At 56.4% G+C, this 25,564-nt stretch carries 20 protein-coding genes; 12 read left to right on the top strand and 8 right to left on the bottom strand.

Going from position 1 to position 25,564, the window contains the following annotated elements; all coding sequences use genetic code 11:
* Positions 1-15 precede the first annotated feature (15 nt).
* The 11 genes from ileS (at position 16) to folA (ending at position 14,127) form a co-directional block, all read left to right on the top strand.
* The gene (ileS, locus tag INF77_RS02195) at positions 16-2,832 is read left to right on the top strand and encodes an isoleucine--tRNA ligase (RefSeq protein WP_045631133.1); all 2,817 of its coding nucleotides are present in this window, start codon (positions 16-18) and stop codon (positions 2,830-2,832) included.
* Positions 2,832-3,332, top strand: coding sequence for a signal peptidase II (gene lspA / locus INF77_RS02190; protein WP_028015470.1), 501 nt, complete (start codon positions 2,832-2,834; stop codon positions 3,330-3,332). Before ileS ends, lspA begins: the two co-directional genes overlap by 1 nt.
* Positions 3,333-3,389: 57 nt before the next feature.
* The gene (gene fkpB / locus INF77_RS02185; RefSeq protein ID WP_003856450.1) at positions 3,390-3,839 is read left to right on the top strand and encodes an FKBP-type peptidyl-prolyl cis-trans isomerase; all 450 of its coding nucleotides are present in this window, start codon (positions 3,390-3,392) and stop codon (positions 3,837-3,839) included.
* A 1-nt stretch (position 3,840) separates the two neighbouring features.
* The gene (gene ispH, locus INF77_RS02180; RefSeq protein WP_028015471.1) at positions 3,841-4,791 is read left to right on the top strand and encodes a 4-hydroxy-3-methylbut-2-enyl diphosphate reductase; all 951 of its coding nucleotides are present in this window, start codon (positions 3,841-3,843) and stop codon (positions 4,789-4,791) included.
* A gap of 205 nt (positions 4,792-4,996) precedes the next feature.
* The gene (dapB, locus tag INF77_RS02175; protein ID WP_193543065.1) at positions 4,997-5,818 is read left to right on the top strand and encodes a 4-hydroxy-tetrahydrodipicolinate reductase; all 822 of its coding nucleotides are present in this window, start codon (positions 4,997-4,999) and stop codon (positions 5,816-5,818) included.
* Between the two features lie 454 nt (positions 5,819-6,272).
* The gene (gene carA / locus INF77_RS02170; protein WP_028015473.1) at positions 6,273-7,421 is read left to right on the top strand and encodes a glutamine-hydrolyzing carbamoyl-phosphate synthase small subunit; all 1,149 of its coding nucleotides are present in this window, start codon (positions 6,273-6,275) and stop codon (positions 7,419-7,421) included.
* Positions 7,422-7,439: 18 nt separating this feature from the next.
* Complete coding sequence (gene carB / locus INF77_RS02165; protein WP_041911263.1) at positions 7,440-10,664, top strand: carbamoyl-phosphate synthase large subunit; 3,225 nt, start codon at positions 7,440-7,442, stop codon at positions 10,662-10,664.
* Positions 10,665-10,805: 141 nt separating this feature from the next.
* The gene (locus INF77_RS02160; RefSeq protein ID WP_003856439.1) at positions 10,806-11,039 is read left to right on the top strand and encodes a YgdI/YgdR family lipoprotein; all 234 of its coding nucleotides are present in this window, start codon (positions 10,806-10,808) and stop codon (positions 11,037-11,039) included.
* Positions 11,040-11,144: 105 nt separating this feature from the next.
* Positions 11,145-11,675, top strand: a complete 531-nt coding sequence (kefF, locus tag INF77_RS02155; RefSeq protein ID WP_193532395.1) for a glutathione-regulated potassium-efflux system oxidoreductase KefF — start codon at positions 11,145-11,147, stop codon at positions 11,673-11,675.
* The gene (gene kefC, locus INF77_RS02150) at positions 11,668-13,533 is read left to right on the top strand and encodes a glutathione-regulated potassium-efflux system protein KefC (protein WP_193532394.1); all 1,866 of its coding nucleotides are present in this window, start codon (positions 11,668-11,670) and stop codon (positions 13,531-13,533) included. The genes kefF and kefC overlap by 8 nt, the downstream gene beginning before the upstream one ends.
* 114 nt (positions 13,534-13,647) lie before the next feature.
* Positions 13,648-14,127: a type 3 dihydrofolate reductase gene (gene folA / locus INF77_RS02145; RefSeq protein WP_006173915.1), complete on the top strand. Its 480-nt coding sequence runs from the start codon at positions 13,648-13,650 to the stop codon at positions 14,125-14,127.
* 35 nt (positions 14,128-14,162) lie between these two features.
* Here folA and apaH read toward each other — a convergent pair whose 3' ends face one another.
* Genes apaH through lptD form a run of 6 tightly spaced genes read right to left on the bottom strand, consistent with a single transcriptional unit; the run spans position 14,163 to position 20,892 of the window.
* Positions 14,163-15,011 carry a bis(5'-nucleosyl)-tetraphosphatase (symmetrical) ApaH gene (apaH, locus tag INF77_RS02140; RefSeq protein WP_048957865.1) on the bottom strand — a complete coding sequence of 283 codons (849 nt, stop codon included), beginning with the start codon at positions 15,009-15,011 and terminating at the stop codon, positions 14,163-14,165.
* A 4-nt stretch (positions 15,012-15,015) separates the two neighbouring features.
* Positions 15,016-15,393: a Co2+/Mg2+ efflux protein ApaG gene (apaG, locus tag INF77_RS02135; protein ID WP_014882505.1), complete on the bottom strand. Its 378-nt coding sequence runs from the start codon at positions 15,391-15,393 to the stop codon at positions 15,016-15,018.
* A gap of 3 nt (positions 15,394-15,396) precedes the next feature.
* The gene (gene rsmA, locus INF77_RS02130; protein ID WP_028015479.1) at positions 15,397-16,218 is read right to left on the bottom strand and encodes a 16S rRNA (adenine(1518)-N(6)/adenine(1519)-N(6))-dimethyltransferase RsmA; all 822 of its coding nucleotides are present in this window, start codon (positions 16,216-16,218) and stop codon (positions 15,397-15,399) included.
* Positions 16,215-17,201 carry a 4-hydroxythreonine-4-phosphate dehydrogenase PdxA gene (pdxA, locus tag INF77_RS02125; protein WP_193052419.1) on the bottom strand — a complete coding sequence of 329 codons (987 nt, stop codon included), beginning with the start codon at positions 17,199-17,201 and terminating at the stop codon, positions 16,215-16,217. The genes rsmA and pdxA overlap by 4 nt, the downstream gene beginning before the upstream one ends.
* Positions 17,201-18,487 (bottom strand): peptidylprolyl isomerase SurA, encoded by a 1,287-nt coding sequence (surA, locus tag INF77_RS02120; protein WP_028015481.1) that lies wholly within the window; start codon positions 18,485-18,487, stop codon positions 17,201-17,203. Before surA ends, pdxA begins: the two co-directional genes overlap by 1 nt.
* 53 nt (positions 18,488-18,540) lie before the next feature.
* Positions 18,541-20,892 carry an LPS assembly protein LptD gene (lptD, locus tag INF77_RS02115; RefSeq protein WP_193532393.1) on the bottom strand — a complete coding sequence of 784 codons (2,352 nt, stop codon included), beginning with the start codon at positions 20,890-20,892 and terminating at the stop codon, positions 18,541-18,543.
* Positions 20,893-21,131: 239 nt separating this feature from the next.
* Here lptD and djlA point away from each other — a divergent pair, with 239 nt between their 5' ends.
* Positions 21,132-21,947 carry a co-chaperone DjlA gene (gene djlA / locus INF77_RS02110; RefSeq protein WP_193532392.1) on the top strand — a complete coding sequence of 272 codons (816 nt, stop codon included), beginning with the start codon at positions 21,132-21,134 and terminating at the stop codon, positions 21,945-21,947.
* Positions 21,948-21,978: 31 nt separating this feature from the next.
* Here the strand turns inward: djlA and rluA are convergent, their stop codons facing one another.
* Together rluA and rapA are read right to left on the bottom strand one after the other, a co-directional pair.
* The gene (gene rluA, locus INF77_RS02105) at positions 21,979-22,638 is read right to left on the bottom strand and encodes a bifunctional tRNA pseudouridine(32) synthase/23S rRNA pseudouridine(746) synthase RluA (protein WP_028015484.1); all 660 of its coding nucleotides are present in this window, start codon (positions 22,636-22,638) and stop codon (positions 21,979-21,981) included.
* A 12-nt stretch (positions 22,639-22,650) separates the two neighbouring features.
* Positions 22,651-25,557: an RNA polymerase-associated protein RapA gene (rapA, locus tag INF77_RS02100; RefSeq protein ID WP_193532391.1), complete on the bottom strand. Its 2,907-nt coding sequence runs from the start codon at positions 25,555-25,557 to the stop codon at positions 22,651-22,653.
* Positions 25,558-25,564 lie beyond the last annotated feature (7 nt).

Below are 25,564 nucleotides of genomic sequence, written 5' to 3'. Positions count from 1 at the left end.
GGAACCGAGAATCTGATGAGTGACTATAAATCAACCCTGAATTTGCCGGAAACAGGGTTCCCGATGCGCGGCGATCTCGCCAAGCGTGAACCGGGAATGCTGGCGCGTTGGACCGATGATGACCTGTACGGCATCATTCGTGCAGCCAAAAAAGGCAAAAAAACCTTCATTCTGCATGATGGCCCTCCATATGCGAATGGCAGCATTCATATTGGTCACTCTGTAAACAAGATTCTGAAAGATATTATCGTGAAGTCCAAAGGACTCGCGGGATTTGACTCGCCTTACGTGCCGGGCTGGGACTGCCACGGTCTGCCGATCGAGCTGAAAGTGGAGCAAGAGTTTGGCAAGCCAGGTGAGAAGTTCACCGCTGCAGAGTTCCGCGCGAAGTGCCGCGAATACGCGGCCACCCAGGTTGAAGGCCAGCGCGCTGACTTTATCCGTCTGGGCGTGCTGGGCGACTGGTCGCACCCGTACCTGACCATGGACTTCAAAACCGAAGCCAACATCATCCGTGCGCTGGGCAAAATCATCGGTAACGGTCACCTGCATAAAGGCGCCAAGCCTGTGCACTGGTGCGTGGACTGCCGTTCTGCGCTGGCAGAAGCGGAAGTGGAATATTACGACAAAACTTCACCTTCTATCGACGTGGCCTTCGAAGCGGTCGATCAGGATGCCATTAAAGGTAAATTCGGTCTGCCTGGCGTTAGCGGCCCGATCTCTCTGGTGATCTGGACCACTACCCCGTGGACGCTGCCAGCCAACCGTGCAATCTCTCTCTCCGGCGAGTTCGAATATGCGCTGGTGCAGATTGATGGCCGCGCGGTTATCCTGGCGAAAGATCTGGTTGAAAGCGTGCTGAAACGCGCGAATATCACCGACTACACCGTGCTGGGCACCGTAAAAGGCGACGCGCTGGAGCTGATGCGCTTCAAACACCCGTTCCTGGACTTCGACGTTCCGGCGATCCTGGGCGACCACGTCACGCTGGACGCGGGTACCGGTGCGGTACATACCGCCGGTGGCCACGGTCCTGACGACTACAACATCAGCCTGAAATACGGCCTGGAAATTGCCAACCCGGTAGGCCCGGACGGTTCTTACCTGCCTGGCACCTACCCGGCGCTGGATGGTATCAACGTCTTCAAAGCCAACGACATCATCGTTGACATGCTGCGCACCAGCGGTGCGCTGCTGCACGTTGAGAAAATGCAGCACAGCTATCCGTGCTGCTGGCGCCACAAGACGCCGATCATCTTCCGTGCGACCCCGCAGTGGTTCGTCAGCATGGATCAAAAAGGCCTGCGCGAGCAGTCTCTGAAAGAGATCAAAGGCGTGCAGTGGATCCCGGACTGGGGCCAGGCGCGTATCGAATCCATGGTGGCTAACCGTCCTGACTGGTGTATCTCTCGTCAGCGTACCTGGGGCGTGCCGATGTCGCTGTTCGTGCATAAAGAGACGCATGAGCTGCACCCGAACACCCTGGAACTGATGGAAGAAGTGGCGAAGCGCGTCGAAGTTGACGGCATTCAGGCGTGGTGGGATCTCGACGCCCGTGACATCCTGGGCGCGGACGCGGACAACTATGAGAAAGTGCCAGACACCCTGGACGTGTGGTTCGACTCCGGGTCGACTCACGCCTCCGTAGTTGACGTGCGTCCGGAGTTTGCCGGTCACGCGGCCGACATGTATCTGGAAGGTTCCGACCAACACCGCGGCTGGTTCATGTCATCCCTGATGATCTCCACCGCGATGAAAGGTAAAGCGCCTTACCGTCAGGTACTGACCCACGGCTTCACCGTGGATGGTCAGGGCCGTAAGATGTCTAAATCTATCGGCAACACCGTTTCGCCGCAGGACGTGATGAACAAGCTGGGCGCGGACATCCTGCGTCTCTGGGTAGCCTCAACCGACTACACTGGCGAAATGGCGGTGTCTGACGAGATCCTGAAGCGTGCTGCCGACAGCTATCGTCGTATCCGTAACACCGCGCGCTTCCTGCTGGCGAACCTGAACGGGTTCGATCCAGTGAAAGACATGGTGAAACCGGAAGAGATGGTCGTGCTGGACCGCTGGGCGGTAGGCTGCGCGAAAGCGGCGCAGGAAGATATCCTGAAAGCCTATGAGTCTTACGACTTCCACGAAGTGGTGCAGCGCCTGATGCGCTTCTGCTCCATCGAGATGGGCTCGTTCTACCTCGACATCATCAAAGATCGCCAGTACACCGCGAAGGCGGACAGCGTGGCGCGCCGTAGCTGCCAGTCCGCGCTGTTCCACATCGCAGAAGCGCTGGTACGCTGGATGGCGCCGATCATGTCCTTCACCGCGGATGAAATCTGGGGTTATCTGCCGGGCGACCGTGAGAAGTATGTCTTCACCGGCGAGTGGTATGAAGGTCTGTTCGATCTCTCCAGCACCGAAGCAATGAACGATGCCTTCTGGGACGAGCTGCTGAAAGTGCGTGGCGAAGTGAACAAGGTTATCGAGCAGGCGCGTGCGGATAAGAAAGTTGGTGGCTCTCTGGAAGCGGCAGTGACCCTGTACGCCGAACCGGAGCTGGCGGCGAAGCTGACCGCGCTGGGCGATGAATTACGATTTGTCCTGTTGACCTCCGGAGCAAAAGTTGCGGATTATGCCGAGGCTTCTGCTGATGCTCAGCAGAGCGAGTTGCTCAAAGGCCTGAAAGTCGCACTGAGCAAAGCCGAAGGTGAGAAGTGCCCGCGCTGCTGGCATTACACTACCGATATCGGCCAGGTGGCGGAACACGCAGACATCTGCGGACGCTGTGTAAGCAACGTCGCCGGTGACGGCGAAAAACGTAAGTTTGCCTGATGAGTAAAACTCTCTGTTCAACAGGACTGCGCTGGCTGTGGCTGGTTGTGGTGGTGCTGATTATCGATCTGGGCAGCAAGTTCCTGATCCTCCAGAATTTCGCTCTGGGGGAGACGGTTTCGCTGTTCCCGTCGCTTAACCTGCACTATGCGCGCAACTACGGCGCGGCGTTTAGCTTCCTTGCCGACAGCGGTGGCTGGCAGCGCTGGTTCTTCGCGGGTATCGCTCTCGGTATCTGCGTGGTACTGGCTGTGCTGATGTACCGCTCGAAGGCCACGCAAAAGCTGAATAACATCGCCTACGCGCTGATCATTGGCGGCGCGCTGGGCAACCTGTTTGACCGCCTGTGGCACGGCTTTGTGGTCGATATGATCGACTTCTACGTCGGCGACTGGCACTTCGCGACCTTTAACCTGGCCGATACCGCCATCTGCATCGGTGCGGCGTTAATCGTGCTGGAAGGCTTCTTGCCTAAACCCGCAGCGAAAGAGCAGGCGTAATTGTCAATGCCGGGTGATGCGCTGCGCCACCCGGCACAACATTAAAGAGCAATGTGTATGTCTAAATCCGTACAGAGCAACAGCGCGGTTCTCGTTCACTTCACGCTGAAGCTAGATGACGGCTCCACGGCTGAATCCACCCGCAATAACGGCAAACCTGCCCTGTTTCGTCTCGGCGATACCTCCCTGTCTGAAGGTCTTGAGCAGCAGCTCCTGGGCCTGAAAGAGGGTGAGAAAAAAGCGTTCTCGCTGGAGCCGGATGCCGCGTTTGGCGTGCCAAGCCCGGACCTGATTCAGTATTTCTCGCGCCGCGAGTTTATGGACGCGGGCGAACCGGAAATCGGGGCGATTATGCTCTTTACCGCTATGGACGGCAGCGAAATGCCTGGCGTGATCCGCGAGATTAACGGCGACTCTATCACCGTTGACTTCAACCATCCGCTTGCCGGGCGTACCGTTCATTTTGATGTTGAAGTGCTGGAGATCGATCCGGCACTGGAGGCCTGAAATGCAGATCCTGTTGGCTAACCCGCGCGGCTTCTGCGCCGGTGTAGACCGCGCTATCAGCATTGTTGAAAACGCGCTGGAGATTTACGGCGCGCCGATTTACGTGCGTCACGAAGTGGTGCATAACCGCTACGTGGTCGACAGCCTGCGCGAGCGCGGTGCTATTTTCATCGAGCAGATCAGCGAAGTGCCGGACGGTGCGATCCTGATCTTCTCTGCGCACGGCGTCTCTCAGGCGGTCCGTAACGAAGCGAAAAGCCGCGATCTGACCGTATTCGATGCCACCTGTCCATTAGTGACAAAAGTGCATATGGAAGTGGCGCGCGCCAGCCGTCGCGGTGAAGAGTCGATTCTGATTGGCCACGCCGGTCACCCGGAAGTTGAAGGCACCATGGGCCAGTACAGCAACCCGGAAGGGGGAATGTACCTGGTGGAGTCGCCGGAAGATGTCCTGACGCTGAACGTGAAAAACGAAGCGCGTCTGTCGTTTATGACCCAGACCACGCTCTCCGTAGACGACACCTCAGACGTGATTGACGCCCTGCGCCAACGCTTCCCGAAAATCGTCGGGCCACGTAAGGATGATATCTGCTACGCCACCACTAACCGTCAGGAAGCGGTGCGCGCGCTGGCTGAACAGGCGGACGTGGTGCTGGTTGTCGGCTCTAAAAACTCCTCTAACTCCAACCGTCTGGCCGAACTGGCGCAGCGTATGGGGAAAGCGGCGTTTTTAATCGACGACGCGACGGACATCCAGGAAGCGTGGGTGAAAAATGCGGCCTGCGTTGGCGTTACCGCAGGCGCTTCCGCGCCGGATATCCTGGTGCAGAACGTGATTGCTCGTCTGCAGGAGCTGGGCGGGGGCGAAGCGGTTCCGCTGGAAGGACGCGAAGAGAATATCGTCTTCGAAGTGCCGAAAGAGCTGCGTATCGACGCCCGCGAAGTGGAATAATTTCTTTTCTGATGAAAGGCCAGCACCTCCTGTGCTGGCCTTTTTTTTGCCCCGGACTTTATCGTGACGACAAAATCATGTCTTTTACTGATATCTGAGTCGGTTTCACGTTAAATTCTAATTATTGGTGTTTTCAGTTGGCAGCCTTTATGAAGGCTGGTTAATCTGAAAACGGTTTACATCATTTTAACGTAAGAGAATAACTATGCATGATGCACAGATCCGTGTCGCCATTGCGGGCGCGGGTGGACGTATGGGTCGCCAGCTGATTCAGGCGGCAATACAAATGGATGGCGTGGCACTCGGCGCGGCGCTGGAGCGTGAAGGTTCATCCCTGCTGGGATCCGATGCGGGTGAACTGGCCGGCGCGGGCAAGACAGGTGTTACCGTTCAGAGCAGCCTTGATGCGGTGAACGATGACTTTGACGTGTTCATCGACTTTACCCGTCCCGAAGGCACCCTGACTCACCTGGCGTTTTGCCGCCAGCACGGTAAAGGGATGGTGATTGGCACCACCGGCTTCGATGATGCGGGTAAACAGGCCATTCAGGATGCAGCCACCGACATTGCGATTGTCTTTGCCGCGAACTTTAGCGTAGGCGTTAACGTCATGCTGAAGCTGCTGGAAAAAGCGGCGAAGGTGATGGGCGACTACACCGACATTGAGATTATTGAAGCGCACCACCGCCATAAAGTTGATGCTCCATCAGGCACGGCGCTGGCGATGGGCGAAGCGATTGCTTATGCAATGGATAAAGATTTAAAAGACATCGCAGTCTATTCCCGTGAAGGGCATACCGGAGAACGCGTGCCGGGCACCATTGGTTTCGCAACCGTCCGGGCGGGCGATATCGTCGGCGAACACACGGCGATGTTCGCCGATATTGGCGAACGTGTTGAGATTACGCACAAAGCGTCAAGCCGCATGACGTTCGCCAATGGCGCAGTACGCTCAGCATTGTGGCTGAAATCGAAAGAAAAGGGTCTTTTTGATATGCGAGATGTGCTGGAACTCCACAATTTGTAAGCTTTATTACCCATCGTGATGTGGTTATTGCAGTCGTAATATATTGATTGCATAGGGCAATAATTTATTGCCCTCTTATTTTATTTGTTTTAGATATATTTTGGTTGTTAATGGTCATAAATCTGAGTTTTATGCCATTATTATGTGAATTGAATGTAAATTTTGACCATTTGGTCCACTTTTTGTCGCTCTCGTCTCTTAATTTGCATAAAACCTACCGCGCAAGCGTTTTCCAGGATGATTTACCTGATCTTTTTGCCCATTAAATCCCATTCAAGCCGCCAGTCATGCAAAAGAGTAAACAAAATATCCGTTTTAAGTTGACTTTTACCCACCAAATCTCCAGAATGCCGCCGTTTGCCAAAAATCCGCTGGCAACACATTTGCATTGATCTATGACATAGTCATGAATTAATATGCAAATAAAGTGAGTGAATATTCTCTGGAGGGTGTTTTGATTAAGTCAGCGCTATTGGTTCTGGAAGACGGAACCCAGTTTATCGGTCGGGCCATAGGGGCAACGGGTTCGGCGGTTGGGGAAGTCGTTTTCAATACTTCAATGACCGGTTATCAAGAAATCCTCACTGATCCTTCCTATTCTCGCCAAATCGTTACTCTTACTTATCCTCATATCGGCAATGTCGGCACCAATGCGGCTGACGAAGAATCCTCTCAGGTACATGCGCAAGGCCTGGTCATTCGCGACCTGCCGCTGATTGCCAGCAACTTCCGCAACACTGAAGACCTCTCTTCTTATCTGAAGCGCCATAACATCGTGGCGATTGCCGATATCGATACCCGTAAGCTGACGCGTCTGCTGCGCGAGAAGGGCGCACAGAACGGCTGCATCATCGCAGGGGATAACCTCGATGCGGCCCTGGCGCTGGAAAAAGCGAAAGCCTTCCCGGGCCTGAACGGTATGGACCTCGCGAAAGAAGTGACTACCGCCGAAGCCTACAGCTGGACGCAGGGGAGCTGGACGCTGGAAGGCGACCTGCCGGAAGCGAAAAAAGAGAACGAACTGCCGTTCCACGTGGTGGCCTATGATTTTGGTGCCAAGCGCAACATCCTGCGCATGCTGGTTGACCGCGGCTGCCGCCTGACGGTGGTACCGGCGAAAACCTCCGCTGAAGAGGTGCTTAAGATGAACCCGGACGGCATCTTCCTCTCTAACGGCCCAGGCGACCCGGCACCGTGCGATTACGCTATCGACGCCATCAAGTCCTTTCTGGAAACCGACATCCCGGTATTCGGCATCTGCCTCGGCCATCAGCTGCTGGCGCTGGCGAGCGGTGCGAACACCGTCAAGATGAAGTTCGGCCACCACGGTGGTAACCACCCGGTGAAAGACATTGATAACAATACGGTGATGATTACCGCGCAGAACCACGGTTTCGCCGTCGATGAAGCCTCTATGCCGGCTAACCTGCGCGTGACGCACAAATCACTGTTCGATGGCACCCTGCAGGGTATCCACCGTACCGATAAGCCAGCGTTCAGCTTCCAGGGCCACCCGGAAGCCAGCCCGGGCCCGCACGACGCCGCGCCGCTGTTCGATCACTTCATCGAACTTATCGAGCAATACCGTAAGACCGCTAAATAATCAGGAGCCGAGAAGACCATGCCAAAACGTACAGACATAAAAAGCATCCTGATCCTTGGCGCTGGCCCGATCGTCATCGGCCAGGCCTGCGAATTCGACTACTCCGGCGCGCAGGCGTGTAAAGCGCTGCGCGAAGAGGGTTACCGCGTTATCCTGGTGAACTCTAACCCGGCGACCATCATGACCGACCCGGAAATGGCGGATGCCACCTACATCGAGCCGATTCACTGGGAAGTGGTACGTAAAATCATTGAAAAAGAGCGCCCGGACGCGGTGCTGCCAACCATGGGCGGCCAGACGGCGCTGAACTGCGCGCTGGAGCTGGAGCGTCAGGGCGTGCTGGCTGAATTTGGCGTCACCATGATTGGTGCGACCGCCGACGCGATTGATAAAGCAGAAGACCGTCGCCGCTTCGACGTGGCGATGAAGAAAATCGGCCTCGACACCGCGCGTTCCGGTATTGCGCATAACATGGAAGAGGCGCTGGCCGTTGCGGCAGAAGTGGGCTATCCGTGCATCATCCGTCCATCGTTCACCATGGGCGGCACCGGTGGCGGTATCGCCTACAACCGCGAAGAGTTCGAAGAGATTTGCGAGCGCGGTCTGGATCTATCCCCAACCAAAGAGCTGCTGATTGATGAATCGCTGATTGGCTGGAAAGAGTACGAGATGGAAGTGGTGCGTGATAAAAACGACAACTGCATCATCGTCTGCTCCATCGAAAACTTCGATGCGATGGGTATACACACCGGCGACTCCATCACCGTTGCGCCAGCCCAGACGCTGACCGACAAAGAGTATCAAATCATGCGTAACGCCTCGATGGCGGTACTGCGTGAAATCGGCGTGGAAACCGGCGGTTCTAACGTGCAGTTCTCGGTGAACCCGAAAACCGGCCGTCTGATTGTTATCGAAATGAACCCGCGCGTGTCCCGCTCCTCCGCGCTGGCCTCCAAAGCCACCGGCTTCCCGATTGCGAAAGTAGCGGCGAAGCTGGCAGTGGGTTACACCCTCGACGAGCTGATGAACGACATCACCGGTGGCCGCACGCCTGCGTCCTTCGAGCCGTCCATCGACTACGTTGTGACTAAAATTCCTCGCTTTAACTTCGAGAAATTCGCGGGCGCGAACGACCGTCTGACGACCCAGATGAAATCTGTGGGTGAAGTGATGGCGATTGGCCGCACGCAGCAGGAATCCCTGCAAAAAGCGCTGCGCGGTCTGGAAGTGGGCGCCACCGGCTTTGACCCGAAAGTGAGCCTGGACGACCCTGAAGCGCTGACAAAAATCCGCCGCGAGCTGAAAGACGCGGGCGCAGAGCGTATCTGGTACATCGCCGATGCCTTCCGCGCGGGCCTGTCCGTCGACGGCGTATTTAACCTGACCAACATCGACCGCTGGTTCCTGGTGCAGATTGAAGAGCTGGTGCGTCTGGAAGAGAAAGTGGCGGAGCTGGGCATCAACGGCCTGGACGCAGATTTCCTGCGCATGCTGAAGCGTAAAGGCTTCGCCGATGCGCGTCTGGCTAAACTGGCGGGCGTGCGCGAAGCGGAAATCCGCAAGCTGCGCGACCAGTATGACCTGCACCCGGTTTACAAGCGCGTGGACACCTGTGCGGCCGAGTTCTCGACCGATACCGCGTACATGTACTCCACCTATGAAGACGAGTGCGAAGCGAATCCGTCCGTCGACCGCGACAAGATTATGGTGCTGGGCGGCGGTCCAAACCGTATCGGCCAGGGCATTGAGTTCGACTACTGCTGCGTGCACGCCTCGCTGGCGCTGCGCGAAGACGGTTACGAGACCATCATGGTCAACTGTAACCCGGAAACCGTTTCTACCGACTACGACACCTCTGACCGTCTCTACTTCGAGCCGGTTACCCTGGAAGACGTGCTGGAAATCGTGCGCATCGAGAAGCCAAAAGGCGTTATCGTGCAGTACGGTGGTCAGACCCCGCTGAAGCTGGCGCGCGCGCTGGAAGCGGCTGGCGTACCGGTTATCGGCACCAGCCCGGACGCGATTGACCGCGCGGAAGACCGTGAGCGTTTCCAGCAGGCGGTTGACCGTCTGAAGCTGAAGCAGCCGGCGAACGCCACCGTGACGGCCATTGAAATGGCCGTTGAGAAGGCGAAAGAGATTGGCTACCCGCTGGTGGTGCGCCCGTCCTACGTGCTGGGCGGCCGCGCGATGGAAATCGTCTACGACGAAGCCGACCTGCGTCGCTACTTCCAGACGGCGGTGAGCGTTTCCAACGATGCGCCAGTGCTGCTTGACCGCTTCCTCGACGACGCGGTTGAGGTGGACGTGGATGCCATCTGCGACGGCGAAATGGTGCTGATTGGCGGCATCATGGAGCATATCGAGCAGGCTGGCGTGCACTCCGGCGACTCCGCCTGTTCTCTGCCGGCCTACACGCTGAGCCAGGAAATTCAGGACGTGATGCGCCAGCAGGTGCAGAAGCTGGCCTTTGAGTTGCAGGTTCGTGGCCTGATGAACGTTCAGTTCGCGGTGAAAGACAACGAAGTTTATCTGATTGAAGTCAACCCGCGTGCGGCGCGTACCGTACCGTTCGTCTCTAAAGCGACCGGTATTCCGCTGGCGAAAGTGGCGGCGCGCGTGATGGCTGGCCAGACGCTGGCTCAGCAGGGCGTAACCAAAGAGATCATCCCGCCGTATTACTCGGTGAAAGAGGTGGTGCTGCCGTTCAACAAATTCCCGGGCGTTGACCCGCTGTTAGGGCCAGAGATGCGCTCGACCGGGGAAGTAATGGGCGTGGGCCGCACCTTCGCAGAAGCGTTTGCCAAGGCGCAGCTGGGCAGCAGCTCTACCATGAGAAAATCGGGCCGTGCGCTGCTCTCCGTTCGCGAAGGCGATAAAGAGCGCGTGGTTGACCTGGCCGCCAAGCTGCTGAAACAGGGCTTCGAGCTGGACGCAACCCACGGTACGGCGATTGTGCTGGGTGAAGCCGGTATTAACCCGCGTCTGGTGAACAAAGTGCATGAAGGTCGTCCGCACATTCAGGATCGTATCAAGAATGGCGAATATACCTACATCATCAACACCACCGCAGGACGCCAGGCGATTGAAGACTCCAAGCTGATTCGCCGCAGCGCGCTGCAATACAAAGTGCACTACGACACCACCCTGAACGGCGGTTTCGCAACAGCGATGGCGCTGAATGCGGATGCCACCGAAAAGGTGATTTCGGTGCAGGAAATGCACGCGCAGATTAGCAAGTAACCCCCATTGCCCGGTACCGTTCGGTAACCGGGCATCTTTCCCCATCTTCAGAACCTTCTGGTTTTTCATCCGCTTTCAGTCAGTTAGCCTAAAATAGTTAGGTCGATAACGAAAATTCAACTGAGAGCAGGGGAAAACACCATGCAAAATAAATTACTGATCGCTTCCGTTCTGGCTGCCACCGCAATGTTTACCGTCGCGGGCTGTTCGTCCAATCAGGCCGTAAAAACCACCGATGGCAAAACGATTGTCACCGACGGGAAACCGCAGGTGGATGACGATACCGGCCTGGTGTCGTACAAAAACGCCGAAACCGGTCAAACTGAACAGATTAATCGCGACCAGGTGAAATCCATGGGCGAGCTGGATAACTAATTCAGTTTTCTGACGCTAGCCCGTCAATAATATTCACTATTAGCCTGTTGAATTACTGTCTACACTCTTCTGGTAAAAGAAGGCAGTAAAACAACAGGCTACTCAATGATTCTGATAATTTATGCGCACCCTTATCCGCAGCACTCGCATGCGAATAAGCGGATGCTTGAGCAGGTAAGGACGCTGGATAACGTAGAGATACGTTCCCTCTATCAACTCTATCCCGATTTTAATATCGATATCGCCGCTGAACAGGAGGCGCTCTCCCGTGCCGATCTGATCGTCTGGCAACATCCTATGCAGTGGTACAGCACGCCGCCGCTCCTGAAGCTGTGGATTGATAAAGTCTTCTCCCACGGCTGGGCGTATGGTCACAACGGCCATGCGCTAAAAGGCAAAAGCCTGATGTGGGCGGTTACCACCGGCGGTGGGGAAAGCCACTTTGATATCGGTTCCTTCCCGGGGTTTGACGTCCTGGCGCAGCCGCTGCAGGCTACGGCGCTTTACTGCGGGCTGAACTGGCTCCCGCCTTTTGCGATGCATTGCACCTTTGTTTGCGACGATGAAACGCTGCAGGCGCAGGCTCGCCATTATAAACAACGCTTGCTTGAGTGGCAGGAGACGCATCATGGATAGCCATACGCTGATACAGGCGCTGATTTATCTCGGCGCGGCGGCGCTGATTGTGCCGGTGGCGGTACGTCTGGGGCTGGGGTCGGTTCTCGGCTACCTGATTGCGGGCTGCGTCATTGGGCCCTGGGGCTTTCGACTGGTAACGGATGCGGAGGCGATCCTCCATTTCGCTGAAATTGGCGTCGTGCTGATGCTGTTTGTGATTGGTCTGGAGCTGGATCCGCAGAGGTTATGGAAACTTCGCGCCTCGGTATTTGGTGGAGGCGCGCTGCAGATGGTGGCCTGCGGCCTGCTGCTCGGTGGGTTCTGCATCCTGTTGGGCATGGACTGGAAAGTGGCGGAGCTTATCGGCATGACGCTGGCGCTCTCCTCGACGGCCATTGCCATGCAGGCGATGAACGAGCGAAATCTGACGGTCTCGCAGATGGGACGCAGCGCGTTCTCGGTGCTGCTGTTCCAGGATATCGCCGCTATTCCGCTGGTGGCGATGATCCCACTGCTGGCGGCAAGCGGCTCATCCACGACGCTGGGGGCGTTTGCGCTGTCGGCATTAAAAGTCGTGGGGGCGCTGGCGCTGGTGGTCCTGCTTGGCCGCTACGTGACCCGCCCGTTACTGCGGTTTGTTGCCCGTTCAGGCCTGCGCGAAGTGTTCAGCGCCGTGGCGCTGTTCCTGGTGTTTGGCTTTGGTTTGCTGCTGGAGGAAGCCGGGCTGTCGATGGCGATGGGGGCGTTCCTTGCAGGCGTTCTGCTGGCGAGCTCTGAATATCGTCACGCCCTGGAAAGCGATATCGAGCCGTTCAAAGGGCTGCTGCTGGGGCTGTTTTTCATCGGCGTAGGGATGTCCGTCGACTTCGGTACGCTGGTCACGCACCCGCTGCGGATCGTCATCCTGCTAGTCGGTTTCCTGGTGATTAAAATGGCGATGCTGTGGCTAATTGCGCGTCCATTGAAGGTGCCGAACAAGCAGCGCCGCTGGTTTGCCGTACTGCTGGGTCAGGGGAGCGAATTTGCATTCGTGGTATTTGGTGCCACGCAGATGGCAAACGTGCTCGATCCCGAGTGGGCGAAAGCGCTGACGCTGGCGGTCGCGCTGTCGATGGCGGCAACGCCTGTTCTACTGGTGGTGCTGACGCGTCTGGAAAAATCAGGCAGCGAGCAGGAGCGCGAAGCCGACGAGATCGATGAGGAGCAGCCGCGCGTCATCATCGCCGGATTTGGTCGCTACGGGCAGATCGTCGGGCGTTTACTGCTGTCAAGCGGGGTGAAAATGGTGATTCTCGATCACGATCCTGACCATGTCGATACCTTGCGTAAATTTGATATGAAGGTGTTTTACGGCGATGCGACTCGCGTCGATCTGCTGGAATCCGCCGGGGCGGCAAAAGCCGAGGTATTGATTAACGCCATTGACGATCCTGAGACCAGCATGCAGATGGTGGAGCTGGTAAAAGAGCATTTTCCGGGGCTGACCATTATCTCCCGCGCGCGCGATGTGGATCATTACATCCGGCTGCGTCAGGCGGGCGTAGAGGCGCCGGAGCGTGAAACGTTCGAAGGCGCGCTGAAGTCTGGCCGCCTGGCGCTGGAGAATCTGGGGCTCGGCGCGTATGAAGCCCGCGAACGGGCGGACCTGTTCCGCCGCTTTAACACCGGGATGGTGGAAGAGATGGCGGCGATGGCCGGCAGTACGGCCACGGAGCGTGCGGCGGTGTTTAAACGCACCAGCGCCATGCTGACAGAAATCATTAACGAGGATCGCAATCACCTGTCGCTGATCCAACGTCATGGCTGGCAGGGCACGGAAGAGGGCAAGCATACCGGCGATCCGGCTGACGAGCCCGAGAGTAAACCTTCCGCGTGAAGTGGAGTTGCCAGCAATAATAAAAAATTTCTTTATCTTTACTCTGCCGCCAGTCGACGAAAGATTAAGCTTTCCGTATAGTGGCGGCAATTTTTTGCATCCGGGAAATTTTCAATGATCAGTCTGATTGCAGCGCTGGCGGTGGACCGCGTTATCGGTATGGAAAATGCCATGCCGTGGAACCTGCCTGCCGATCTCGCATGGTTTAAACGTACTACGTTAAACAAGCCGGTAGTGATGGGCCGCCTGACCTGGGAGTCGATTGGTCGTCCATTGCCGGGCCGTAAGAATATCGTTATCAGTAGCCAGCCGGGCACTGACGATCGCGTCGAATGGGTTAAGTCCGTTGATGAAGCGATTGCCGCCTGCGGTGACGCCGAAGAGATCATGGTGATCGGCGGCGGCCGCGTGTATGAGCAGTTCCTGCCAAAAGCGCAGAAGCTGTATCTGACCCACATTGATGCGGAAGTGGAAGGGGACACCCATTTCCCGGATTACGATCCGGACGAGTGGGAATCGGTATTCAGCGAGTTCCACGACGCGGATGCACAGAACTCCCACAGCTACTGCTTCGAGATTCTGGAACGTCGTTAAGTGATGTCCCTCTCCCGCCCGGGAGAGGGAATGATTCAGGAGGCAACGGCCTCACTTCCCCCTAAGTCCAGCTGTCGGTTGGACGGCTGAACAAAGTAAGTTTTATCTTCCCAGCGTAAGCAGGTCAACTCTCCGCCCCAGCAGCATCCGGTATCCAGACCGTAGATCCCGTCCGGCGTGCCTTTTCCTTCCAGCGCAGCCCAGTGGCCAAAGACGACGTTGTACTCGCTTGTCACGGGTCCAGGAATGGCAAACCACGGTTTGAGCGGGGCAGGCGCGCTTTCCGGCGTCTCTTTGGAATACATGTCCAGCTGCCCGTTCGGGAAGCAGAAACGCATGCGCGTAAAAGCGTTGGTAATAAAACGCAGGCGGGCCAGACCGCTGAGATCCTCGCTCCAGTGATTCGGCATATCGCCGTACATGGCATCAAGGAAGAAGGGGTACGAGTCGCTCGCCAGCACCGCCTCAACGTCACGCGCGCAGGTTTTAGCCGTCTCAAGATCCCATTGCGGGGTGATCCCGGCATGGGCCATAACCAGCTTTTTCTCCTCATCGACCTGCAGTAAAGGCTGGCGGCGCAGCCAGTTAATCAGTTCGTCCGCGTCTGGCGCATCCAGCAGGGGAGAGAGGCGATCTTTAGGTTTGTTGCGACTGATCCCGGCAAATACGGCCAACAGGTGAAGATCGTGATTGCCCAGCACCATGCGCACGCTGTCGCCCAGAGATTTGACGAAACGTAAAACCTCAAGCGAGCCCGGGCCACGCGCGACTAAATCGCCCGTCAGCCAGAGCGTGTCCTGTCCTGGCGTAAAGTCGACCTGTTTTAACAATGCGATCAGTTCATCGTAGCAACCGTGAACGTCGCCAATCAGATATGTAGACATTAGATTAATGAATGAGTGTGGTTACGGCGAGACGGAACACAGGAATAGCAACGCGGAACACATTGCCATCGACGTCGACCATTTCATAATGGCCTTGCATGGTACCCAGCGGCGTTTCAATTACCGCGCCGCTGGTGTACTGATACTCTTCGCCAGGGGCGATGTGGGGCTGTTCACCGACCACACCTTCACCCTGAACTTCAATTTCGCGGCCATTGCCGTTGGTGATAAGCCAGTAGCGCCCGCGCAGCTGCACAGGCATCCGCCCCAGATTGCGAATGGTCACGGTGTAAGCAAAGACAAAACGCTCTTCATCCGGCGAGGATTGCGATTCAACATAGACGCTTTGTACATGGACACATACGCGGGGCGAATCAATCATGGCTTAACTCTCCTTCGGCGGCGCATTTTCGCTGATGTAATTAGCCAGCTTGCAGTACTGCTCTACGGAAATGTTTTCCGCACGCATTGCCGGGTCGATCCCCAGCTCTGCTAACACCTCAACGGTAAACGAATTGCTGAGGCTGTTACGGATCGTTTTACGGCGCTGGTTAAAGGCTTCAGTCGTAATTCGGCTCAGTACACGCAGATCTTTAACCGGGTACGGTTTCGTTTTGTGCGGCACAAGGCGCACAACCGCAGAATCTACTTTCGGTGGCGGCGTGAACGCTGATGGCGGTACTTCGAGTACCGGGATCACGTTGCAGTAATATTGTGCCATCACGCTTAAACGACCATACGCTTTACTGTTCGGCCCTGCAACCAGACGGTTAACAACCTCTTTTTGCAACATGAAGTGCATGTCGGCAATGGCATCAGTATAGCTAAAGAGGTGGAACATTAGCGGCGTGGAGATGTTATACGGCAGGTTGCCGAACACGCGCAGCGGCTGGCCCATTTTTTCCGACAGTTCGCCAAAGTTCATGGTCATGGCATCCTGCTGATAGATGGTCAGCTTTGGTCCGAGGAACGGGTGCGTTTGCAGGCGTGCGGCAAGGTCGCGGTCCAGTTCGATAACGGTCAGCTCGTCGAGGCGTTCGCCTACCGGCTCGGTCAGTGCGGCAAGGCCCGGGCCGATTTCGACCATAGCCTGACCCTTCTGCGGATTAATAGCAGACACGATGCTGTCGATCACGAATTGATCGTTGAGAAAGTTTTGCCCGAAGCGTTTACGGGCTAAGTGGCCCTGATGGACTCGATTAGTCATTGAGTATTAACAATCATTTTGATGGCGAGATTAAGCGCCGTAATAAAACTGCCGACATCCGCTTTGCCCTGGCCTGCCAGATCCAGCGCAGTGCCGTGGTCAACGGACGTTCGAATAAAGGGTAAACCGAGGGTGATATTCACCCCGCGGCCAAAGCCCTGGTATTTTAGCACGGGCAGACCCTGATCGTGGTACATCGCGAGGACGGCGTCGGCATTATCCAGGTATTTTGGCTGGAAAAGGGTGTCCGCAGGCAGCGGCCCGCTGAGATTCATCCCTTTGGCGCGCATTTCTTCAAGCACCGGAATAATGGTGTCGATCTCTTCGGTGCCCATGTGACCCCCTTCACCCGCGTGCGGATTCAGGCCGCAGACCAGAACGTGCGGCCGCTTGATGCCGAACTTCGTTTGCAGGTCGTGATGCAGGATCTCGATGATCTCCCGCAGCAGTTCCGGGGTGATGGCATCAGGAATGGCCTTGATCGGTAGATGGGTGGTCACGAGAGCAACGCGCATCGCTTCCGTCGCCAGCATCATCACCACTTTCGGGCTGTGCGAGCGCTCTTCGAAAAACTCGGTATGCCCGGTAAAAGGGATGCCCGCTTCGTTGATGACGCCCTTATGCACGGGGCCGGTGATCAGAGCGGCAAATTCGCCCTTCAGGCAACCGTCGCAGGCGCGGGCAAGGGTTTCCACGACGTAGTGGCCATTTTCCGTGCTGAGCTTGCCTGGAACAACGGGTGTACGAAGGGGAACAGAAAGAAGAGTGAGCGTACCGGCCTGCTGTGGTGCGGGCTGTTGGCCTTCAACGTAAGGGATGAGCGTTAAGGGCAGACCGAGCAGATTCGCCCGGTCTTGTAACAGTGTTGCATCCGCGCAGACAACCAATTCTACTGGCCAGCTGCGCTGGGCGAGCTGGACAACGAGGTCAGGCCCAATCCCGGCAGGTTCGCCGGGAGTGATAACAACACGATGCTGTTTCATTAGTTGCTCAGGACTTTCACGTAAGCACTGGCGCGCTGTTCCTGCATCCAGGTTGCCGCTTCTTCGGAGAACTTACGGTTAAACAGCATACGATAGGCTCTGTCTTTCTGCGCCGCATCCGTTTTGTCCACGTTGCGGGTGTCCATCAGCTCGATCAGATGCCAGCCAAATGAAGAGTGAACCGGGGCACTGATCTGGCCTTTATTCAGTTTCATCAGCGCATCGCGGAAGGCAGGATCGTAAATGTCCGCAGCCGCCCAGCCCAGATCGCCGCCCTGGTTCGCAGAGCCAGGATCCTGAGAGAACTCTTTCGCTGCATTGGCAAACGACGTTTTACCGCTCTTAATATCTGCGGCAATTTGCTCCAGCTTCGCACGCGCCTGATCGTCAGTCATGATCGGTGACGGCTTCAGCAGAATGTGGCGAGCGTGAACTTCAGTCACGGAGATATTCTGGCTCTGACCGCGCAGATCGTTCACTTTCAGAATGTGGAAGCCCACCCCTGAACGGATTGGACCGACGATATCGCCTTTCTTCGCCGTGCTCAGCGCCTGAGCAAAGATAGATGGCAGCTCCTGGATACGTCCCCAGCCCATCTGGCCGCCTTTCAGGGCCTGTTGGTCAGCAGAGTAGGTGATAGCCAGCTTGCCAAAGTCGCCGCCGTTACGCGCCTGGTCGACAATTGAACGTGCCTGACTTTCTGCTTCAGCAGCCTGATCTGACGTTGGGTTCTCTGGCAGTGGGATCAGAATGTGGCTCAGGTTCAGCTCTGTGCTCGCATCGTTCTGGTTGCCCACCTGTTTTGCCAGCGCATCCACTTCCTGCGGCAGGATCGTGACGCGACGACGCACTTCATTGTTACGCACTTCCGAGATCAGCATCTCTTTACGGATCTGGTTACGGTAGGTAGCGTAGCTGATGCCGTCATAGGCCAGACGGCTGCGCATCTGGTCCGGCGACATGTTGTTCTGCTTTGCAATGTTAGCGATAGCCTGATCGAGCTGCTCGTCAGTCACCTTCACGCCCATTTTCTGACCCATCTGCAGGATAATCTGATCCATGATCAGACGCTCCAGGATTTGGTGGCGCAGCGTGGCGTCATCCGGAAGTTGCTGACCCGCTTCGCCCGAATTGAGCTTCACGGATTTCATCAGACCATCAACGTCACTTTCGAGCACGACGCCGTTGTTAACGACAGCGGCGACCTTATCAACAACCTGGGGGGCCGCGAAGCTGGTATTCGCAACCATAGCGACACCAAGCAGCAGCGTTTTCCAGTTCTTCATACTTTTTCCATTTCAATTAACCGCAAAGCGGATTACGTTGTAAATCAAGCACATTACAAAGAACTACTGTACGGCAGAATGTTCGAACGCAGCATCTGATGCGTGCCCAGGCCGTAGTTGGAGCTCAGGCCGCGCAGTTCGACATTAAAGCCAATCACGTTATCGTATTTGCTCTGATTGTTTACAGTGTCCCAGCCGTTAAGCTTACGCTCGTAACCGACGCGCAGCGCGTAACAGCAGGAGTTATATTGCAGACCAACCATCTGGTCCGCTGGCTTATTCGCGTTGGTGTCAAAGTAGTAAGCGCCTACGATTGACCAGCGGTCGGCGATAGGCCAGCTTGCTGCACCACCAACCTGCGAGATGCCGTCTTTATACTGTTCTGCGCCTGCATAAGAAGGCAATGTTGCCTGAATATATTCCGGGCTGGCATAACGATACGTCAACTGTACCATGCGGTCTTCATCGCGACGGTACTCAATAGCGGCACTGCTTGTGGCGATATTATCGAGGCGAGTGTCATATTGCACACCACCACGCAGGCCCCAACGGTCAGTCATGCGCCAGTACGTGTCTCCCGCCCAAACCAGCGAGCCCGTTTTGTTGTCCTTCTCCCAGTTAATGTTGTCATCACCGGTACGTGACTCGGTGAAATAGTAGATTTGACCAACAGAAACGTTAAAACGTTCAACGGCGGCATCGTCATAAACGCGTGTTGTGACGCCGGTCGTTAACTGGTTAGCGGAGGCGATACGGTCCAGACCGCCGTAAGTACGATCGCGGAACAGGCCGCTGTAGTCAGACTGCAGTAAAGACGAGTCGTAGTTTTGAATATTGCTCTGATCGCGGTACGGTACGTACAAATACTGCATACGTGGCTCAAGCGTCTGGGTATAACCATCCGCCAGCAGGCCCATATCACGCTCGAAGATCAGCTTCCCGTCCATTTTGAACTGCGGGAGCGTTCGGTTAACCGACTCTTCCAGATGCGCATTCTTCGTGGTGTTGTAATTATCAATATTTTTTTGCTGATAGTGCGTCGCCATCAGCTTGGCTTCGGTATTCAGGCTTGCCCAGTCGTTAGACCACGGCAGATTGATCGTCGGCTCCAGGTGAACACGCGTAGCTTCCGGCATGTCCGAATCCGTGTTCACGAAATGTACCGCCTGAGCGTAAACCCGGGTGTCGAATGGACCTACATTATTCTGATACCAGTTAACGTCCAGCTGCGGCTCTGCACCATAGGTAGGCGTGGACTGGTCAGAGAATACCTGGAACTGCTTGGTTGAGACGGTTGCATCAAAGTTCTGCACCGCATAGCCTACGCTGAACTTCTGCGTGGCATAGCCATCCGTGCTCGAACCGTATTTAGACGAGAAGTCGTTAAAATAAGATGAGTCGCTAACTTTGGTATAGTCAACGTTAAAGCGCCACACCTGATCCATCACTCCGGCATGCTGCCAGTAGAATAGCCAGCGGTGTTTATCGCCTTCTGTAGGGTGCTCATCCTGGAAGACCTTATCCGACGGCAGATAATCCAGCTCCATCAGGCCAGCACCGGCCTGAGTCAGATAGCGGAACTCGTTCTCCCACATGATGTTGCCGCGCTTGTGGATATAGTGCGGCGTGATCGTGGCGTCCATGTTGGGCGCGATGTTCCAGTAATACGGCAGGTAGAACTCAAAGTAGTTCGTGGTGCTGTATTTGGCATTCGGGATCAGGAAGCCCGAGCGACGCTTGTCACCCACGGGAAGCTGGAGATAAGGGCTGTAGAATACCGGCACCGGACCCAGCTTAAAGCGTGCGTTCCAGATCTCTGCGACCTGCTCTTCACGGTCATGGATAACTTCGCTCCCGACCACGCTCCAGGTATTTGAACCCGGCAGACATGATGTAAAGGAGCCATTCTCCAGAATCGTATAGCGGTTTTCACCGCGCTGTTTCATCAGGTCCGCTTTACCGCGTCCCTGGCGACCCACCATCTGGTAATCACCTTCCCAGACGTTAGTATCTTTGGTATTCAGGTTTGACCAGGCTTTCGGACCTTTCAGGATGACCTGATTGTCGTCATAGTGCACATTACCTAGCGCATCCACCGTTCGTACCGGCTCGACCGCGCCTTCCGGCTGCTTCTGGTGCAACTGCACTTCATCAGCCTGCAGGCGGCTATTGCCCTGGTTAATATCCACATTGCCCGTAAACGTGGCATTGTCAGGATAAGTACCTTTGGAGCTATCGGCAGTAATGGTTACCGGCAAGCTATTTGTATCGCCCTCCACCAGTGGGCGATTATAACTTGGGACGCCAAGCATACACTGCGAGGCGAGATCGGCCGCCAGCCCCTGTTGACTGTACAGGGCGGAGCCAATCATTGTGGCCAGGAGGGTGGGGATACGTTTTTTCATACGTTATATTTTATTGTTCCGTCATCAGTGGCTACGGCTTACAAACGCTCAGAGACTATCTTACTCATCAGCGCAGTACCAGCGTTAATCCTGCCCGTTTGCGCGCCAGAGTGTTAGGCTCGCTATCGAATGACGAGTATGATAAAGCAAATTATAGGCGATGTCCTTCAATTGACCGTGGCTTGAACACTGTGATGATGACGTTGCGTCGGCAGGGAATATGACTATCCGGGGAGTATATGCAGTATTGGGGTAAAATAATCGGCGTTGCGTTCGCCATCTTCATGGGTGCCGGGTTCTGGGGAATTGTGCTTGGGCTTATCATTGGCCATATGTTTGATAAAGCACGCAGCCGCAAAATGGCCTGGTTTGCCAATCAGCGCGAGCGCCAGTCGCTCTTTTTCTCCACCACCTTTGAGGTCATGGGGCACTTAACCAAATCCAAAGGCCGCGTGACCGAAGCGGATATTCAGATTGCCAGCGTTTTTATGGATCGCATGAACCTACATGGTGAGTCCCGCCTGGCGGCGCAGAATGCGTTTCGCATCGGTAAATCGGATAACTATCCGCTGCGTGAAAAGATGCGCCAGTTCCGCAGCATCTGCTTCGGACGTTTTGATTTAATTCGGATGTTTCTGGAAATCCAAATCCAGGCGGCGTTTGCCGACGGCTCGCTTCACCCCAATGAACGCGATGTCCTGTACGTTATTGCGGAAGAGCTGGGTATCTCCCGTATGCAGTTTGACCAGTTCCTGCGCATGATGCAGGGCGGCGCCCAGTTTGGCGGCGGCTATCACCACCAGTCTTCCGGCGGTGCATGGCAGCAGGCGCAGCGTGGCCCGACGCTGGAAGATGCCTGCAACGTGCTTGGCGTGAAGCCCACGGACGATCAAACCACGATTAAACGTGCCTACCGTAAGCTGATGAGCGAGCATCATCCTGACAAGCTGGTGGCGAAAGGTTTACCGCCGGAAATGATGGAGATGGCGAAGCAAAAAGCGCAGGAAATCCAGAAGGCGTACGAGCTCATTAAAGAGAAGAAAGGTTTCAAATAAGAAAAAGCCCGACAATGTCGGGCTTTTTTTTTCAGAAGTCCACTGGGGCTTTAAACGTCATCGCGTTACCGAAAGTAGGGTGGGTGATGGTGAGCGTCTGCGCATGGAGCTGCAGGCGTGGCGCTAACGCCAGGGCCTCCGGCGGGGCGTAGAAGCGGTCACCCAGAATCGGGTGACCCAGCGCAAGCATATGCACGCGCAGCTGGTGTGAACGTCCGGTAATCGGCTTAAGCAGGACGCGCGCAGTGTTATCCGGCGCGTACTCCAGCACTTCATATTCGGTTTGCGCGGCCTTGCCGGTTTCATAACACACCTTCTGCTTTGGCCTGTTCGGCCAGTCGCAAATCAGCGGTAAATCCACCAGCCCTTCCGCCTGCGCCGGGTGGCCCCAGACGCGGGCAACATACTGCTTCTTCGGCTCGCGCTCGCGGAACTGACGCTTCAGCTCGCGCTCCGCCGCTTTATTCAGCGCCACCACAATCACGCCGCTGGTGGCCATGTCCAGGCGATGGACGGATTCGGCCTGCGGATAATCGCGCTGAATACGCGTCATCACGCTGTCCTTGTGCTCATCCAGACGGCCCGGCACGGACAATAGGCCGCTGGGCTTGTTGACCACCATAATGTGTTCATCCTGATACAGAATGACCAGCCAGGGATCCTGCGGCGGATTATACGGCTCCATCACCATCTTGCGCTCCGTTTACTGATGCGTCACAACGATAAGACGCAGGGCATCGAGACGCCATCCCGCCTGATTCAGGCTTTCCAGCACCTGCTGACGGTTGCTTTCAATTGCTGCCAGTTCGTCGTCGCGGATGTTCGGGTTGACCGCTTTTAACGCTTCCAGACGGGACAGCTCGGCAGACAGTTTCTCGTCGGCTTCATTGCGCGCGGCGTCAATCAGGTCTCGGGCCGCTTTTTCGATCTGGATTTCGCCCTGCTGGAGAATGGCGTGCACGTCCTGCTGGACCGCGTTCACCAGCTTGCTGCCGGTATGGCGGTTCACCGCGCTCAGCTGGCGGTTGAAGCTTTCGAACTCCACCTGTCCTGCCAGGTTCGTACCGTTTTTATCCAGCAGCAAACGCACCGGCGTTGGCGGCAGGAAGCGGTTGAGCTGCAGCTGTTTCGGCGCCTGCGCTTCCACAACATAGATCAGCTCCAGTAGCAGCGTGCCTACGGGCAGCGCCTTGTTTTTCAACAGGGAGATGGTGCTGCTGCCGGTATCACCGGAGAGGATCAGATCCAGCCCGTTGCGGATCAGCGGGTGTTCCCAGGTGATGAACTGAGCATCTTCGCGGGACAGCGCCACGTCACGCTCGAAGGTGATGGTACAGCCATCTTCCGGCAGGCCCGGGAAATCGGGCACCAGCATGTGGTCTGACGGGGTTAACACGATCAGGTTCTCGCCACGATCGTCCTGGTTAATCCCGACAATGTCGAACAGGTTCATGGAGAAGCCGATCAGGCTGGTGTCGTCATCTTGTTCTTCAATGCTCTCGGCAAGCGCCTGCGCTTTTTCGCCACCGTTGGAGTGGATCTCCAGCAGGCGGTCGCGCCCCTGTTCAAGCTGCGCCTTCAGCGCTTCATGTTTCTCGCGGCAGGATTTAATCAGATCGTCAAAACCGTCGGTATTTTCCGGCGCGGCGAGGTAACCGATCAGATCGCCATGCACCTGGTCATAAATGGTGCGACCCGTTGGGCAGGTATGCTCAAACGCATCCAGACCTTCGTGGAACCAGCGCACCAGCACGGACTGAGCGGTTTTTTCCAGGTACGGCACGTGGATCTGAATATCATGCGCCTGGCCGATACGATCCAGACGGCCGATACGCTGCTCCAGCAGATCCGGGTTGAACGGCAGATCGAACATCACCAGATTGCTGGCGAACTGGAAGTTACGCCCTTCAGAACCGATTTCGGAGCACAGCATCACCTGCGCGCCGCTGTCCTCTTCACTGAACCACGCCGCCGCGCGGTCGCGCTCGACGATGGACATGCCTTCGTGGAACACGGCGGCACGAATGCCTTCGCGCTCGCGCAGAACTTGTTCCAGCTGCAGCGCGGTGGCGGCTTTGGCGCAGATCACCAGCACCTTCTGGGAGCGGTGCGCGGTCAGGTAGCCCATCAGCCACTCCACGCGCGGGTCGAAGTTCCACCAGGTGCCGGTATCGCCTTCAAATTCCTGATAAATCTGTTCCGGGTAGAGCATGTCACGTGCGCGCTCTTCCTGAGTTTTGCGCGAGCCCATAATGCCGGAGACTTTAATCGCCGTCTGATACTGCGTCGGCAGCGGGAGCTTGATGGTGTGCAGTTCGCGTTTAGGGAACCCCTTCACGCCGTTACGGGTGTTGCGGAACAGCACGCGGCTGGTGCCGTGACGGTCCATCAGCATGTCGATCAGCTCTTTACGCGCGGATCCCGCATTCTCGCTGTCGCTGTTCGCAGCCTGCAGAAGCGGCTCGATATCCTGCTCGCCAATCAGATCGCTCAGGGTGTTGAGTTCATCGTTTGAAAGACGTTTACCCGCCAGCAGCAGCGCGACGGCATCCGCAACCGGACGGTAGTTGTTCTGCTCTTCCACGAACTGAGCGAAGTCGTGGAAACGGTTTGGATCGAGCAGGCGCAGACGGGCGAAGTGACTTTCCAGACCGAGCTGCTCCGGCGTTGCGGTCAGCAGCAGGACGCCGGGCACGCGCTCGGCAAGCTGTTCAATCGCCATATATTCGCGGCTTGGGGCATCTTCGCGCCACACCAGGTGGTGCGCTTCGTCGACGACCATCAGGTCCCATTCGGCATCGCACAGATGCTCAAGACGCTGCTTGCTGCGGCGCACGAAATCCAGCGAGCAGATTACCAGCTGTTCGGTTTCAAACGGGTTATCCGCGTCGTGCTGCGCTTCGGCATAGCGCTCGTCGTCGAACAGGGAGAAGCGCAGGTTAAAGCGGCGCAGCATCTCCACCAGCCACTGGTGTTGCAGCGTTTCCGGCACGACAATCAGCACGCGCTCGGCAGCGCCGGAGAGCAGCTGCTGGTGCAGGATCATGCCCGCTTCGATGGTTTTACCCAGGCCCACTTCGTCAGCAAGCAGCACGCGGGGCGCATGGCGACGGCCCACGTCATGGGCGATATTCAGCTGGTGGGGGATCAGGCTGGTGCGCTGACCGCGCAGGCCGCTCCACGGCATGCGGTACTGTTCGCTCTGGAACTTACGCGCGCGGTAGCGCAGGGAGAAGCGATCCATACGGTCGATTTGCCCGGCAAACAGGCGGTCCTGCGGCTTGCTGAACACCAGTTTGCTGTCGAGCAGCACTTCACGCAGGATGACGTTCGTCTCGTCGGTATCAAGACGCGTTCCGATGTAGGCGAGCAGTCCATTCTCTTCTTTTACGTCTTCAACCTTTAGCTGCCAGCCTTCGTGGCTGGTCACGGTGTCGCCCGGATTGAACATTACGCGGGTCACAGGGGAGTCATTGCGGGCGTACAGGCGGTTTTCACCGGTAGCAGGGAAGAGGAGGGTAACCATGCGCGCATCGACGGCAACGACGGTTCCTAATCCAAGTTCGCTTTCTGTATCGCTGATCCAGCGTTGACCAAGTGTAAAAGGCATAGTTGTT

The sequence above is a fragment of the Enterobacter cloacae complex sp. P1B genome (assembly GCF_014982345.1).
In the GTDB taxonomy this organism is placed as follows: Bacteria; Pseudomonadota; Gammaproteobacteria; order Enterobacterales; family Enterobacteriaceae; genus Enterobacter; species Enterobacter bugandensis.
This window is presented reverse-complemented; position numbering and strand designations above follow the sequence as displayed.

Bases quoted from the DNA above. Each gene is read 5' to 3' on its own strand.
- ileS (WP_045631133.1), top strand. From the start codon at position 16: ATGAGTGACTATAAATCAACCCTGAATTTGCCGGAAACAGGGTTCCCG.
- lspA (WP_028015470.1), top strand. From the start codon at position 2,832: ATGAGTAAAACTCTCTGTTCAACAGGACTGCGCTGGCTGTGGCTGGTT.
- fkpB (WP_003856450.1), top strand. From the start codon at position 3,390: ATGTCTAAATCCGTACAGAGCAACAGCGCGGTTCTCGTTCACTTCACG.
- ispH (WP_028015471.1), top strand. From the start codon at position 3,841: ATGCAGATCCTGTTGGCTAACCCGCGCGGCTTCTGCGCCGGTGTAGAC.
- dapB (WP_193543065.1), top strand. From the start codon at position 4,997: ATGCATGATGCACAGATCCGTGTCGCCATTGCGGGCGCGGGTGGACGT.
- carB (WP_041911263.1), top strand. From the start codon at position 7,440: ATGCCAAAACGTACAGACATAAAAAGCATCCTGATCCTTGGCGCTGGC.
- INF77_RS02160 (WP_003856439.1), top strand. From the start codon at position 10,806: ATGCAAAATAAATTACTGATCGCTTCCGTTCTGGCTGCCACCGCAATG.
- kefF (WP_193532395.1), top strand. From the start codon at position 11,145: ATGATTCTGATAATTTATGCGCACCCTTATCCGCAGCACTCGCATGCG.
- kefC (WP_193532394.1), top strand. From the start codon at position 11,668: ATGGATAGCCATACGCTGATACAGGCGCTGATTTATCTCGGCGCGGCG.
- folA (WP_006173915.1), top strand. From the start codon at position 13,648: ATGATCAGTCTGATTGCAGCGCTGGCGGTGGACCGCGTTATCGGTATG.
- apaH (WP_048957865.1), bottom strand. From the start codon at position 15,011: ATGTCTACATATCTGATTGGCGACGTTCACGGTTGCTACGATGAACTG.
- apaG (WP_014882505.1), bottom strand. From the start codon at position 15,393: ATGATTGATTCGCCCCGCGTATGTGTCCATGTACAAAGCGTCTATGTT.
- rsmA (WP_028015479.1), bottom strand. From the start codon at position 16,218: ATGACTAATCGAGTCCATCAGGGCCACTTAGCCCGTAAACGCTTCGGG.
- pdxA (WP_193052419.1), bottom strand. From the start codon at position 17,201: ATGAAACAGCATCGTGTTGTTATCACTCCCGGCGAACCTGCCGGGATT.
- surA (WP_028015481.1), bottom strand. From the start codon at position 18,487: ATGAAGAACTGGAAAACGCTGCTGCTTGGTGTCGCTATGGTTGCGAAT.
- lptD (WP_193532393.1), bottom strand. From the start codon at position 20,892: ATGAAAAAACGTATCCCCACCCTCCTGGCCACAATGATTGGCTCCGCC.
- djlA (WP_193532392.1), top strand. From the start codon at position 21,132: ATGCAGTATTGGGGTAAAATAATCGGCGTTGCGTTCGCCATCTTCATG.
- rluA (WP_028015484.1), bottom strand. From the start codon at position 22,638: ATGGTGATGGAGCCGTATAATCCGCCGCAGGATCCCTGGCTGGTCATT.
- rapA (WP_193532391.1), bottom strand. From the start codon at position 25,557: ATGCCTTTTACACTTGGTCAACGCTGGATCAGCGATACAGAAAGCGAA.